Below are 12767 nucleotides of genomic sequence, written 5' to 3'. Positions count from 1 at the left end.
CCGCGATCTTTTCAGCGCCGATACAGCCTTCTATCGTTATCATGTCGCCCGCGTTCTTCTTCACCCTTAATAGCGAATCCGTTCATGAATACCCTCGCACAACTGCGGGCCGGCGAGCTGGCCGGCATCACTCGTCTGGATCTTTCCTGCGGCCTCACCGAGTTTCCCCGGGAAATCTTCGACCTGGCGGATTCGCTGGAGGTGCTCAACCTCAGCGGCAACGCCTTGAGCAGCCTGCCGGAGGACCTGCATCGCCTGACCCGTCTGCGGATTGTGTTTTGCTCCGACAACCAGTTCACCGAACTGCCGGCCTGCCTGGGTCAGTGCGCTGCGCTGAGCATGATCGGCTTCCGGGCCAACCGCATCGAGCGTGTACCGGCCGCGGCCCTGCCGCCGCTGTTGCGCTGGCTGATCCTGACCGACAACTGCATCAGCGAACTGCCCAGCGAGCTGGGTGAACGTGCGCTCATGCAAAAACTGATGTTGTCCGGCAACCGCTTGCAGCAACTGCCCCAGAGCCTGGTGCAACTCCATCGCTTGGAATTGCTGCGTCTTTCGGCCAACCGTTTTACCGAACTGCCCGAGTGGCTGCTGACCCTGCCGGCCCTGACCTGGCTGGCCTACGCCGGTAACCCGCTGGAAACCGAAGCCGACGCCACCGCCCTCGACGCCACACCGAGCATCCCTTGGTCAGCGCTGCACCTGGAGCAAAAACTCGGTGAAGGCGCGTCCGGCGTGATCCATCGCGCCACGTGGGAACGTGCGCAGCAACCGGCCGCCGAGGTTGCGGTAAAACTCTATAAAGGCGAAATGACCAGCGATGGCTCGCCGCTGCATGAAATGAACGCCTGCATCACCGCCGGCCTGCACCCCAACCTGATCCGCGTCGAAGGGCGCATCGTCGAGCATCCACAAGCCCAGGCCGGGCTGGTCATGCAACTGATCGACCCGAGTTATCGCAACCTGGCCGGGTTGCCGAGCCTGGCGTCCTGTTCGCGCGATGTCTACGCCGATGACACCCGCTTCACCGCGGCGGTGGCGTTGCGCATTGCCCGTGGCATCGCCTCGGCGGCGGAACATTTGCACCAACAGGGCATCACCCACGGCGACCTCTACGCCCACAACATTTTGTGGAACGAGCACGGTGATTGCCTGCTGGGCGACTTCGGCGGTGCGTCGTTTCACGCGACCACGGATAACCTGGAAACCCGCGCGCTGCAACGGATCGAAGTGCGGGCGTTCGGGGTGCTGTTGGAGGAATTGCTGGAGCGGATCGACTCAGGTCTGGGCGATGCCGATCGGCAGGTGCTGGAAGATTTGCAGCGGCGCTGCTGCCAGGCGGATGTGCTGGCGCGACCGGGGTTTGGCGAGGTTGTTGGTGTATTGCAGGGAATTTTTGCGGCGAGTTGAAGAAAAAGACTGCAGCCTTCGGCGGCGCCCACAGGCGCGTAGGAACTGCCGGAGGCTGCGATCTTTTGCTTTTACTGAAAGAACTTAACCCGCCAACCCGACAAACATATCCTGCACGTCATCGTGGTTATCAAGGCCTTCGAGGAAGGCTTCGACTTCAGCCATCTGCTCATCGCTCAAACCCGTGACCGGGTTCTTCGGCTGGTAGCCCAACTTGGCCGCCAACACCGTAAAACCTTGCTCAGGCAGGGCCTTTTGTACCGAATCCAGGTCCGCAGGCTCGGTCAGGAACAGGGTCGTGCCCTCTTCTTCGCCCGGCTCGAAATCCTGGGCGCCGGCTTCGATGGCGGCCATTTCCGGGTCAGCGTCGGGGCTGTCCGGGGACGCCTCGATCATGCCGACGTGGTTGAAGTCCCAGGCTACCGAACCGGAAGCGCCCAACTGGCCCTTGCGAAACGCGACGCGGATTTCAGCCACGGTACGGTTGATGTTGTCGGTCACGCATTCAACGATCAGCGGCACCTGATGCGGGGCGAAGCCTTCGTAGGTCACGCGATGGTATTGCACGGTTTCACCCAACAGGCCCGCGCCTTTCTTGATCGCGCGATCCAGGGTTTCCTTGGGCATCGAGGCTTTCTTGGCCTGCTCGACCACCAGACGCAAGTGTGCGTTGGTGGCAGTATCGGCGCCGTTGCGCGCAGCAATGGTGATTTCCTTCACCAGTTTGCCGAAGATCTTGCCCTTGGCGTTGGATGCCGCTTCTTTGTGTTTAACCTTCCACTGTGCGCCCATTACTCACTCTCTTGATCTGTGGCGTCGAGACATCTGTTGGCCGACGCATGGCCGCAAGTTTATACGGCCTAAAGTCGGCAATCGACCAAAAATTCCATCCTGTTTACCGACATGCCGTCGACATCTTCAACAGCCGTTGTAGGGCAAATCTGAAAAGTCGATTTGCAATGACTATTCAGGCCCGTGGTTTCGTACCCTCTGCGCCCCGTATTTCATGGCAGAAGCTCACGCGATGCACAATGACAAGGAAAGTCCCTTCACCCTGACCCTCGTCGAGGCTGATCTGAGTTTGCAGGTGTTGCAGTTCAACGGCTGTGAAGGCCTCAACCAGCCCTATCGGTTCGACATCGAAGTGATAGGCCTGGCGCCGGCGATGAACCTCGACCGACTGTTGCAACAACCGGCCTTTCTGAGCCTGGGTGACGGCCAGGGCTTTCACGGCGTACTGCGCAGCGCCAGTCGCGAGCATCGTGGCACGCACCGGATCGGCTATCGACTGGTGCTGGTACCGCACCTGCAAAGTCTCGAACAACAGCGCCGCCGCCGGGTCTTTCATCGACTCAGCGTCCCGGCCATCCTGCGCCAATTATTGGAGGAGCATGACCTGCCCGAGCACAGTTACCGTTTTGAACTGGGCACCGGGCACTACCCGGTGCGGCCCTTTTGCATTCAATACGAAGAAAGTGACCTGGACTTGCTGCAACGGCTTTGCGAAGAAGAAGGCATCCACTATCACTTCGAACACCGCCGCGACGGGCATGTGCTGGTGCTGGCCGACGACAGTTTGAGCTTCCCCCAGGAGCCGGTCATCACGCCTTTTCATGGTGATCCTTTCGACGAACCGGACTTCGCGGCGATCCGCGAAATGTTCCAGCGCCACGATTCGCCGCTGATCCAGCCGCAACCGCAAGCCCGCGACAGAAGCACCGCTGCCGTCAGTTTTGGCGCGGCCAATCATCCATTGATCGGCACTGCGGCGATCAATCAGCGCCCCGCTTCCGCGCAACTGCACCGCGATCAGCGCAGCCGTCGGTCGTTGGAACGGCTGCGCTGCCAGCACCGACAGGTACACGGTCAAAGCGACCAGACCGGTTTGCTCAGCGGACGGATCGTGCAGGTGGAACAACACCCAGTGTCGAGTTTCAACGACCAATGGTTGCTCACCGAAATCCGGCATCAGGGGCAACAACCTTCGATCCTCGCGGATGGCCCGTCCGGGTCTGCCGGTTACTGCAACCGATTCAGCGCCATTCCCTGGTCAACGGTGTTCCGGCCGGCGCTTAAACAACCCAGGCCAAGCATTCCCGGCTTTCAGCCCGCGCGCGTGTCAGGTGTATCCGGAGCACCTGCGGCGCTCGATGAACAGGGCCGGGTTCAAGTCAGTCTGTGGCCTGAGCCTGCCGCCCGGGACCCGGTGGGGCTTTGGCTGCCAGTGGCCGTGGGCGTGTCCGGGCTGCCCGTTGCCGGCAGTGACGTGTTCATCTGCTTTCTCGACAGCGATCCGGATCGGCCGGTTATTTGCGCCGGGGCAAACGCTCAGAATCCACGCCCCCCCAACACCCCGCCAGCGCGCGGCGATACGCGGTTGTTGCTTGATTGGCTGGTCAATCGCCCCGATACGCCCTGACCCGATTGAGCGAACAAAAAACAACTGTGGCGAGGGGGCTTGTGTTGCATTTAACCCTTGTCAGCCTTCCCCGCCGCCGCCGCGAACTTCGCCAGCCGCACATCCAGATGCCGCGGCCGGTGTCCGTGATCCTCAGCACGCTCCTTGCGACGGATCGCATTGCGCACCATCAACGAACCCAGGTACCGAATCGGCTCCGGCGGGAAGTAACCCAACGGCCCGTTAACCAGCGGCGAGCGGGTCCACGGGTTGTCCAGGCCTTGCACCATCGAGGCCAGAATCTGCCCGCCCATGTGACACGGCCCGACGCCGCTGCCGGAGTAGCCGAAGCCATAAAACACATTGCCGCTGGCGCTCATCTGGCCAAAGAACGGCAACCCGGTGACCGAGCGATCCGAAGGACCGTTCCAGGTCGCCTCGACCTTGACCTCGGCAAACGCCGGGAAGAAATCCGCCAGACTGCTGCGCAACAGCCCGGCATAAGGCGACGGCTGATCGAACACCGGCAACATCCGCCCGCCATAGGCGAAGGTGTTGCCGCCCTTGCCGAGCATGATCCGGCCGTCCGGAGTGTTGTGGTAGTAGTGCACGAAAATCCGCGAATCGAGCACCGTCACGCCGCTGGTCAAGCCGATGTCATTGAGCAAATCCGGGCGTGGTTCGGTAATCAGCATGTCGCTGGAGACAATCGCCACGCTGCGTTCGAACTGTGGGAACGCCCGGGCCATCCACGCATTCATCGCCAGCACCACCCGATCCGCGCGGACCGTGCCGTTCGGCGTTTGAATCCCCGCAGGCTTGCCCTCCTCCAGTCCGGTCATGGCGGTGTTTTCATGAATCCGCACGCCCAGTTGCAACGCCACCCGGCGCAAACCGCGCACCAGTTTGCCCGGCTGCACACTCGCCGCCGCCGGGGAAAACCAGCCTTCCAGGTGCTTGCTGGAACCGGCCATGCGCTGCACATCCGCCACCGGTCGCTGGGTAAAGGAGTTGATCCCGTTGCGCTCCAGCGCCGCGATCACTGCGTCGGTCGAGCCGCATTGCGCGCGGTTGGTCGCGGTGTAGAGCGTGCCGTCGAGGCGGTAATCGGCGTCGACCCCGTACTGCTCGCAGAAGGTGCCGATCGCATAAATGCTGCGCTCCGATTCCTTGACCAGTCGCACCGCTTCTTCAACGCCGAACAAGCGTTCCAGGGTGAAATACTTGGCCGACCACGACAGTGCACAACCGCCGTTGCGGCCACTGGCGCCGGCGCCGCAGATGTCGGCCTCGATCAGCAACACATCGAGCTCGGGGTTTTGCTCCTTGAGCATGATCGCGGTCCACAACCCGGTGTAGCCGCCACCGACGATGCACACGTCGGCGCGGGTGTCGCCCGCCAGTGGCTCGCACGGCGCGCAGGGCTCCGCCGCCAGCGCTTGGTCCAGCCAGAAAGGTCTCATGGGGGTTTCCTCAGGTACGCAGGGGTTTGATGGTCATGGGTTGGTTGGGCACGAACGCGCAGTCGAGACTCAGGCCGGCCGGGCGGCTGTTCCAGTGCGGGATCAGGACGAAGGCCGAGAACATCGCGCAACCGGCGAAGATGATGAACACCGTGACCGAGTCGAAATACCCCGGCAGCAAGCCGCCGAGAATCGCCCCTACCGAGCCGCAACCATTCACAAAACCCGCCGCCGTGGCGCCGGCCTTGGCGGTGCCGAAATCAATCGCCGCCGCGCCGCTGATCATCGAGTCCGGTCCGTAAAGGGTCAGGCCCATGACGAACAACAACGCCACCACCAGCATCACGCTGCCGGTGTGCAAGGCACCCATGAACAGCGCCAGGGAAACGGTGAGCGCCAGCAGGCTGATCACACAGGCCGGCATCCGCCGGGCGCCGAACAGTTTGTCCGAGGCCAGGCCAATCATGATCGGCCCGAGCAGCCCGGCCAGTTCGAACGAAGTCGGAATGATCGCCGCGCCGACCTTGCCCACCGAAGGCATCTGTTCGAAGACGATCACCGGGCCCCATAACAGGATCGCGTAGCGCGCTGGCTTCAGCAGGAAGTACGAGAGCCCGAGCACCAGCACCGTGCGGTTGCGCAGGATCTCCTTCAGGGGTTCCAGAACGCTGATCTTGCTTTGTGCGTAAGCCTCTTCGGCGCTCAACTCCGGTTCCGGCTCCACAGCGGGCAAGCCGACGTCTTCGGGTTTATTGCGTTGGAAAATAAAAAACAGCACGGCGACCAGCCCAACCACCGCCGCACTGGAAATGAACGCGGCGTGCCAAGTGCCCATCAGCGTGTAGGCCCACCAACCGGCGAACGGTGACGCCACCAATCCACCGAAGGCGTAACAGGAACTCCATAACCCCAGCACCCGTCCGCGCTGCTCGGAGGGAAAGAAACTGCCGAGGTTCTTGCACAGCCCCGACCAGCCGGTGGACTGGGCCAGGCCCTGGATCAGCATGCAGGTGGCGAAGATCGGCAACGTGGCGAAACTGCCCATCACCAGCGCCGCTGCCGCGGAAATCAGCAAGCCGCCGAGCACCACCACCCGTGGGCCGAAACGGTCGGCAAGGATGCCCCAGGTGAATTGGCCGATGGCGTAGGCCGTCAGGTAGATTGCGTCGAGGTTGGCCATGGCCATTTTGTCGAGCATGAAGGTGGGGTCTTCGGCGATCCCCAGTTTGGCCACCGAAAAGGCTTTGCGGGTGAAATAGAAAGCGGCGTAAGCGAGCCAGGTGATGGCGAAGATCTGCACGCGCCAACGCTTGATGGTGCCGATGTGCTTGTTCATGGTGGTTCTGACCTCAGGGTGTGAGTGTGCCGGCAGAAATTGAGAAATAACGCCTGTTTTTTTATTGTTGAGCACTTCGATATCGCGGCGTCCCTGAAGCGATATCGGTCAGATGAGTCCTGCTGTTGCACCCGCAGGCTCATGGCCACCGACGCTGTTCGACTGACCAGTCACCGGGGCTGAGGCCGATAAAAACAATTACTGATTAATAAGTGAAATCGATTTATCGTATTTCCAATATAAGCTCAGCTTGTTACTGGAGGTTTCGATGTCGGTTTCCCACGCCCAACTCAAAGCCTTCCACGCCGTGGCGGTTCACGGAAGCTTCACCAAGGCCGCCGAGCGGCTTTTCCTCACGCAACCGGCGATTTCCGACCAAGTGCGCAAACTGGAAGAGCGTTTCGGTGTGTTGCTGTTTCACCGCAACAAACGCTCGGTACGCCTGACGGATCTGGGCGAGCGCTTGCTGAGCATCACCCAGCGCCTGTTCGTCATCGAGGCCGAAGCCCAGGAGCTGTTGCAGGATTCCCAGGCGTTGCAAACCGGGAGCCTGATCCTCGCGGTCGATGCGCCCGTCCATGTGTTGCCGCAGATCGCCCGGTTCTGCGAGCGCTACCCCGGCATCAGCGTGAAGATCGAAACCGGCAACACCGATGAATCGCTGTTTCGGTTGTTCAACTATCAGGCGGATTTGGCGTTGCTCGGTCGGGACGTCAGCGATGAACGTTTGATTTCGTTGCCGTTGCGCAATGACCCGATGGTGGCGTTCGTGTCGCGCAATCATCCGTGGGCGGATCGCGAGTCGATTTGCCTGGCGGACCTGGATGACACGCCATTGGTGCTGCGGGAAATCGGCTCGGTCACGCGGCAAACACTGGAAGAAGAAATGGCCGGCGCCGGGTTTCGCATTCGCCCGGCGATTCAGGTCGAAGGCCGGGAGGCGGCGCGAGAGGCGGTGGTGGTGGGGATTGGCGTGGGCGTGGTTTCGGCCGCCGAGTTTGGTGCCGATTCGCGGGTTTGCGCGTTGCCGATTACCGACTGCAAGCGGCGGTTGACGGAGACGCTGGTGTGCCTGCGCGAGCAGAGTTCGCGGCGGGTGGTGGCGACGTTTCTGGAGATGGTGCGCGAGAGCCTGCTCAAATGATCGTTCCCACGCTCCGCGTGGGAATGCAGCCCGGGACGCTCCGCGTCCCAAAGCGGACGCGGAGCGTCCATTGAGGCATTCCCACGCTCCGCGTGGGAACGATCAGGTCAGGTAGAAGGCGCTAAATCGAAAAACGCCTGAATCAAACGCAACTCCCGCCGCCGCTCCATGCAGCCGATCATGTGTCGATTGATCAGCCCTTCGCCAATAATCGGCACCGCCACCACCCTTGGGTCATGGCTCACTTCGACTGACGACACCACGCCAACCCCCAACTCCGCAGCCACGGCCTCAGTCACCGCCTCACGACTGTCCAGCTCCAGCAGCACCCGCGGATTAATCTTCGCCTGGCTGCACGCGTCATCAAACGTACGCCGGGTAATTGAGCTCGGCTCGCGCAGTACCATGATCACCTGATCCAGTTCCTTGAGCGGCACACCCTTCGCGCGTTGCGCCCACGGATGCCCGGCCGGTACCAATGCGCAAATCCGTGATTCGCTCAACGCTTGCAGATGCAGGCCCTTGCGCGGCTCGACTTCTGTCAGCACCGCCACGTCAGCATGCTCGGACAACAACGCCGCCAGGGTTTCCTGGGCATTGCCCAAGCGCAGGTTCACCGTGATCCCCGGATAACGCGCACGCAAACTGGCGAGCATCGGCATGACCATGTGTGGCCCGTCCGCGGCCACTTCCAGGCGTCCGGTGAGCAATTGTCGATTGGCTTCCAGCATCACTTGCGCCTCTTCCGCCAGGCCGAACATGGCCCGGGTGATCGCCGCCAGTTTGGTGCCCTCCTCCGTCAGTTCCACCCGTCGTGCGGTGCGGCGCAACAGGGTGATCTGGTAGTGCTCCTCCAGCGCCTTGATGTGCCCGGTGACCGCCGGTTGGCTGATAAACAGCCGCGCGGCAGCCCGGGTGAAGCTGCCTTCCCGGGCCACGGCATCGAACGCGCGGAGCTGGAACAGGTTCATGAATAACCCTCACTGATGGTTGGCATAACAACAAACAATTTGATTGATGCGACGGCAAATTGCAATTTAAGCCCCGTAGCGTCATCCCATCGATTGCGAGGACATGAGAATGAGTACTGCCGAACCCATCCTGCTCACCCCCGGCCCATTGACCACATCGGCCCGCACCCGCCAGGCGATGATGGTCGACTGGGGTTCATGGGATGACCGCTTCAATCAACTGACCGCGAGCCTTTGCGAACAGCTGCTGACCATCATTAACGGCACCGACACTCACCACTGTGTGCCGTTGCAAGGCAGCGGCACCTTCGCCGTCGAAGCCGCGATCGGCACGTTGGTGCCCCGTGACGGCAAAGTCCTGGTGCTGATCAACGGCGCCTACGGCAAACGCCTGGCGAAGATTTGCGAAGTGCTCGGCCGTCCGTTCAGCACCTTCGAAACCGCCGAAGATGAACCGACCACCGCTGCCGATGTGGATCGCCTGCTGCGGGCTGACCCGAGCATTACCCACATCGCGCTGATTCACTGCGAAACCAGCACCGGCATTCTCAACCCGTTGCCGGAGATCGCCCAGGTCATCGCCCAACACGGCAAACGCCTGATCATCGACGCCATGAGTTCTTTCGGCGCGCTGCCAATCGATGCGCAACAAGTGCCGTTCGACGCACTGATCGCCGCCTCGGGCAAGTGCCTGGAAGGTGTGCCGGGAATGGGCTTCGTCTTCGCTCGCAAGGAATCGCTGGCGAATGCCGGCGGCAACTCGCATTCGCTGGCGATGGACTTGTTCGACCAGCACACCTACATGGCCAAGACCGGTCAATGGCGCTTCACCCCGCCGACCCATGTGGTCGCGGCCCTGCACGAAGCCCTGCTGCAATACAACGAAGAAGGCGGTTTGCCGGCGCGGCATCAGCGCTACGCCAACAACTGCCAGGTGTTGCTCGATGACATGGCCCAACTCGGCTTGCGCAGCTTCCTGCCCGCCGCGATCCAGGCGCCGATCATCGTCACCTTCCACGCACCGAAAGACCCGCGTTACCAGTTCAAGGAGTTCTACGAACGGGTCAAGGCCAAGGGTTTCATCCTCTACCCCGGCAAATTGACCCAGGTCGAAACCTTCCGCGTCGGCTGCATCGGCCACGTCAACCCGCCCGAAATGCACGCGGCGGTGGCGGCGATTGCCGAGGTGTTGCGCGAGATGGAAGTAATCGAAATCTGAATCAGCAGACGCCGCCGAACCTGTAGGAGCGAGGCTTGCCCGCGAACACAGGCGACGCGGTCCTCCATGCACACCGAGTTATCGTTCTTCGCGGGCAAGCCTCGCTTACAAGGGATCAACGACATGAACTACGCAAACCCAAGCAAACTCCAAGCCGCCATCCTCGACTGGGCCGGCACCGTGGTCGATTTCGGCTCGTTCGCGCCGACGCAGATTTTTGTCGAAGCCTTCGCCGAGTTCGACGTCCAGGTCTCCATCGAAGAAGCCCGCGGGCCGATGGGCATGGGCAAGTGGGACCACATCCGTACCCTGTGCGATCAGCCGCAGGTTGCCGAGCGTTATCGCAAGGCGTTCGGCCGTACGCCAACCGACGATGACGTCACCGCCATCTACAAACGCTTCATGCCGCTGCAAATCGAGAAAATCGCCGAGCACTCGGCGCTGATCCCCGGCGCTTTGGAAACCATCGCCAACCTGCGTCAGCAAGGGATCAAGATCGGCTCCTGCTCCGGCTACCCGAAACAGGTGATGGACAAAGTGGTGGAACTGGCCGCCACCAACGGTTACGTCGCTGACCATGTGGTCGCCACTGACGAAGTGCCCAACGGCCGCCCATGGCCGGCTCAGGCGCTAGCCAACGTTATCGCCCTGGGCATCGACGATGTCGCGGCCTGCGTGAAGATCGACGACACGGTGCCGGGCATTCTGGAAGGTCGCCGCGCCGGCATGTGGACCGTGGCGCTGATCTGCTCCGGCAATGCGCTGGGTCTGGATTACGCGGGTTATCAGGCCCTCGGCAGCGAAGAACTGGCCAGCGAGCGCAAGCGCATTCACGGGATGTTCGAAGGTTCGCGGCCGCACTACATGATCGACACCATCACCGATCTGCCGCAGGTGATCGCCGATATCAACAAGCGCCTGGCCAACGGTGAGATGCCGCAAAGCAGCTGATCCCCCGGGAACCCTGTAGGAGCGAGGCTTGCCCGCGAAGGCGGCGTGTCAGTCGACAAAGATGTTGGCTGATACGACGCCTTCGCGGGCAAGCCTCGCTCCTACACAGGGTTAATACCTGATCCAGAGCACTACGAAGGCAAATCGCCTCAGGCAAATACGGCAAAACAGGCTTACAGTTAAAGCACAGCGCCGCACAAGAACGGCACTTTGAGCATTGACCTGTGGAGAGCCCCGTATGCCCTGGAAGAACTCCGATTCACGTTACAGCACGGTGTCGATCACGTTGCACTGGCTGATGCTGGTGCTGCTGGCACTGGTTTACGCCTGCATCGAATTTCGCGGGGTCTTTCCCAAAGGCAGTGGTGGCCGGACGCTGATCACCGAATCGCACTTCATGCTCGGCCTGACGGTGTTTGTGCTGGTGTGGTTGCGGCTGTTCGCCCGCAGCCTGGGCCCGGCGCCGCAGATCTTCCCCGCGTCGCCGCGCTGGCAAACCACGTTGGCCAAATTGATGCATTGGGCGTTGTACCTGTTCATGATCGCCATGCCGATCCTCGGCTGGCTGGTCACGAGCGCCAAGGGCCATCAGGTGATGTTCTACGGGTTTGACCTGCCGTTGCTGGTCTCCGAAGACAAAGCGCTGGCCAAGCGGATTCAGGGTTGGCATGAACTGGGCGGGACTATCGGCTACTGGCTGATCGGCCTGCACGCCGTGGCCGGGCTGTATCACCACTATGTGGTGGGGGATAACACGTTGTTGCGGATGATGCCCAAGCGGGGGTGATTCGCAAAACTGGCACAACTCCTACGGGATATTGAAACCCCGTCGCCCTTGCAAGCCACCGGTATGGATGAAGATCAGCCGCGTGCCGTGGGCGAATCTTCCCGCTTCAACGTGTTGTTTGAGTGCCAGCAGTGCTTTGCCGGTGTACAGCGGCTCCAGGGGAATGCCACTGACCTGTTCCGTCTGTTCGATGAATTCCGTCAACAGCGAGTCCACTTTGGCAAACCCACCGCGACTGGCCTCGAACAGCGCATAAGCCGGCTCCGCCCCTCCCACAATCGCCTCAACCTGCTGCGCCACGCCATGATCGTCGGGCACCGCCAACGCGCCATAGACAAGATGCTCGCCCGCCTCGGCCAGCACCAGGCCGGCCAGGGTGGTGCCGGTTCCGCAGGCCAGCCACCAGCCGTCGTAGTCGTCCCAGCCCAGACCGTTCAATTGCTCTCGCACTTGATCCCTGAGCTGCATGCAGCCCTGCGCCCCACGCAAACCGCCGCCCCCTTCCGGCACCGGGTGCAGAGTCGGGTATTGCGCCTGCCACGGCAGCCAGAAACCCGCCTCGTGCCGCGCGCGATAACCGCCGTAACCCAACCAGTGCAGCTGCATGCCGAAGTCCTGTAGGTCCTTTACGGTCGGCGTGTCGTGTGGATGACCGCGCAGTAATCCCACGGTGTTGAAACCGAAGCGTTTTCCTGCTGCGGCCAAGGCATGCAGATGATTGGAGTGAGCGCCACCAAGGCTGATGATGCCGTCGGCACCGGCCTGGTCAGCGGCGTGAAGGTGTTCGATGAGTTTGAACCACTTGTTGCCGCTGATCAGCGGGTCGATTTGGTCCAGGCGCAGGATGGCGACTTCGATGCCGGCTGCGGTGAGCCAGTCGAGGTGCAGGGGGCTGAGCGGGGCTTGGGGTAGCCAGAAGTTGGGAGGAGAAAGCATTGGCGTTACGCATTGGGTCAAAAGACAGCAGTCTACAGTGAGCCCTCCCCTGTAACAGCTGTCGAGCTGTAGCAGCTGTCGAGCCCCGGCGAGGCTGCGTTCGGCTGCGAAGCAGTCGTCAATCCATTCACCGTGGTTTATCTGTAACACCG

Annotated in this window: 11 protein-coding genes; 6 read left to right on the top strand and 5 right to left on the bottom strand. The window is 61.6% G+C overall.

Features of this window, described 5'->3' with window-relative positions; translation table 11 throughout:
• Positions 1-84: 84 nt before the first annotated feature.
• A complete protein-coding gene (locus HKK53_RS31440; protein WP_169373978.1) occupies positions 85-1410 on the top strand; it encodes a leucine-rich repeat-containing protein kinase family protein in 1326 nt (441 codons plus the stop codon).
• A gap of 84 nt (positions 1411-1494) precedes the next feature.
• On the opposite strand, the gene HKK53_RS31435 is transcribed toward HKK53_RS31440, so the two are convergent.
• Positions 1495-2202, bottom strand: coding sequence for a YebC/PmpR family DNA-binding transcriptional regulator (locus HKK53_RS31435; RefSeq protein ID WP_169373977.1), 708 nt, complete (start codon positions 2200-2202; stop codon positions 1495-1497).
• Positions 2203-2434: 232 nt separating this feature from the next.
• Between HKK53_RS31435 and HKK53_RS31430 the strand changes: the two genes are divergently transcribed.
• On the top strand, positions 2435-3829 hold the full coding sequence (locus HKK53_RS31430) for a type VI secretion system Vgr family protein (protein ID WP_169373976.1): 1395 nt from the start codon (positions 2435-2437) through the stop codon (positions 3827-3829).
• Between the two features lie 50 nt (positions 3830-3879).
• Here the strand turns inward: HKK53_RS31430 and HKK53_RS31425 are convergent, their stop codons facing one another.
• Both HKK53_RS31425 and HKK53_RS31420 read right to left on the bottom strand, forming a co-directional pair.
• Positions 3880-5271: an FAD-dependent oxidoreductase gene (locus HKK53_RS31425; protein ID WP_169373975.1), complete on the bottom strand. Its 1392-nt coding sequence runs from the start codon at positions 5269-5271 to the stop codon at positions 3880-3882.
• Positions 5272-5281: 10 nt separating this feature from the next.
• Positions 5282-6607 (bottom strand): MFS transporter, encoded by a 1326-nt coding sequence (locus HKK53_RS31420; protein WP_169373974.1) that lies wholly within the window; start codon positions 6605-6607, stop codon positions 5282-5284.
• Between the two features lie 268 nt (positions 6608-6875).
• Here HKK53_RS31420 and HKK53_RS31415 point away from each other — a divergent pair, with 268 nt between their 5' ends.
• Complete coding sequence (locus HKK53_RS31415) at positions 6876-7751, top strand: LysR family transcriptional regulator (protein WP_169373973.1); 876 nt, start codon at positions 6876-6878, stop codon at positions 7749-7751.
• A gap of 107 nt (positions 7752-7858) precedes the next feature.
• On the opposite strand, the gene HKK53_RS31410 is transcribed toward HKK53_RS31415, so the two are convergent.
• Positions 7859-8722 carry a LysR substrate-binding domain-containing protein gene (locus tag HKK53_RS31410; RefSeq protein ID WP_169373972.1) on the bottom strand — a complete coding sequence of 288 codons (864 nt, stop codon included), beginning with the start codon at positions 8720-8722 and terminating at the stop codon, positions 7859-7861.
• A 109-nt stretch (positions 8723-8831) separates the two neighbouring features.
• Between HKK53_RS31410 and HKK53_RS31405 the strand changes: the two genes are divergently transcribed.
• The 3 genes from HKK53_RS31405 (at position 8832) to HKK53_RS31395 (ending at position 11679) form a co-directional block, all read left to right on the top strand.
• The gene (locus HKK53_RS31405; protein ID WP_169373971.1) at positions 8832-9941 is read left to right on the top strand and encodes a 2-aminoethylphosphonate--pyruvate transaminase; all 1110 of its coding nucleotides are present in this window, start codon (positions 8832-8834) and stop codon (positions 9939-9941) included.
• 123 nt (positions 9942-10064) lie between these two features.
• The gene (phnX, locus tag HKK53_RS31400; protein WP_169373970.1) at positions 10065-10892 is read left to right on the top strand and encodes a phosphonoacetaldehyde hydrolase; all 828 of its coding nucleotides are present in this window, start codon (positions 10065-10067) and stop codon (positions 10890-10892) included.
• 238 nt (positions 10893-11130) lie between these two features.
• The gene (locus tag HKK53_RS31395) at positions 11131-11679 is read left to right on the top strand and encodes a cytochrome b (RefSeq protein ID WP_169373969.1); all 549 of its coding nucleotides are present in this window, start codon (positions 11131-11133) and stop codon (positions 11677-11679) included.
• A gap of 21 nt (positions 11680-11700) precedes the next feature.
• Here the strand turns inward: HKK53_RS31395 and HKK53_RS31390 are convergent, their stop codons facing one another.
• Positions 11701-12615: a 1-aminocyclopropane-1-carboxylate deaminase/D-cysteine desulfhydrase gene (locus tag HKK53_RS31390; RefSeq protein ID WP_169373968.1), complete on the bottom strand. Its 915-nt coding sequence runs from the start codon at positions 12613-12615 to the stop codon at positions 11701-11703.
• Between the last annotated feature and the right edge of the window lie 152 nt (positions 12616-12767).

It is taken from the genome of Pseudomonas sp. ADAK7 (assembly GCF_012935675.1).
Taxonomy (GTDB): Bacteria; Pseudomonadota; Gammaproteobacteria; order Pseudomonadales; family Pseudomonadaceae; genus Aquipseudomonas.
The sequence above is the reverse complement of the archived record's forward strand: the minus strand, read 5'-3'. Positions and strand labels throughout refer to the sequence as shown.

Excerpts from the sequence above, each read along its gene's own strand:
- HKK53_RS31440 (WP_169373978.1), top strand. The coding sequence starts at position 85 with ATGAATACCCTCGCACAACTGCGGGCCGGCGAGCTGGCCGGCATCACT.
- HKK53_RS31435 (WP_169373977.1), bottom strand. The coding sequence starts at position 2,202 with ATGGGCGCACAGTGGAAGGTTAAACACAAAGAAGCGGCATCCAACGCC.
- HKK53_RS31430 (WP_169373976.1), top strand. The coding sequence starts at position 2,435 with ATGCACAATGACAAGGAAAGTCCCTTCACCCTGACCCTCGTCGAGGCT.
- HKK53_RS31425 (WP_169373975.1), bottom strand. The coding sequence starts at position 5,271 with ATGAGACCTTTCTGGCTGGACCAAGCGCTGGCGGCGGAGCCCTGCGCG.
- HKK53_RS31420 (WP_169373974.1), bottom strand. The coding sequence starts at position 6,607 with ATGAACAAGCACATCGGCACCATCAAGCGTTGGCGCGTGCAGATCTTC.
- HKK53_RS31415 (WP_169373973.1), top strand. The coding sequence starts at position 6,876 with ATGTCGGTTTCCCACGCCCAACTCAAAGCCTTCCACGCCGTGGCGGTT.
- HKK53_RS31410 (WP_169373972.1), bottom strand. The coding sequence starts at position 8,722 with ATGAACCTGTTCCAGCTCCGCGCGTTCGATGCCGTGGCCCGGGAAGGC.
- HKK53_RS31405 (WP_169373971.1), top strand. The coding sequence starts at position 8,832 with ATGAGTACTGCCGAACCCATCCTGCTCACCCCCGGCCCATTGACCACA.
- phnX (WP_169373970.1), top strand. The coding sequence starts at position 10,065 with ATGAACTACGCAAACCCAAGCAAACTCCAAGCCGCCATCCTCGACTGG.
- HKK53_RS31395 (WP_169373969.1), top strand. The coding sequence starts at position 11,131 with ATGCCCTGGAAGAACTCCGATTCACGTTACAGCACGGTGTCGATCACG.
- HKK53_RS31390 (WP_169373968.1), bottom strand. The coding sequence starts at position 12,615 with ATGCTTTCTCCTCCCAACTTCTGGCTACCCCAAGCCCCGCTCAGCCCC.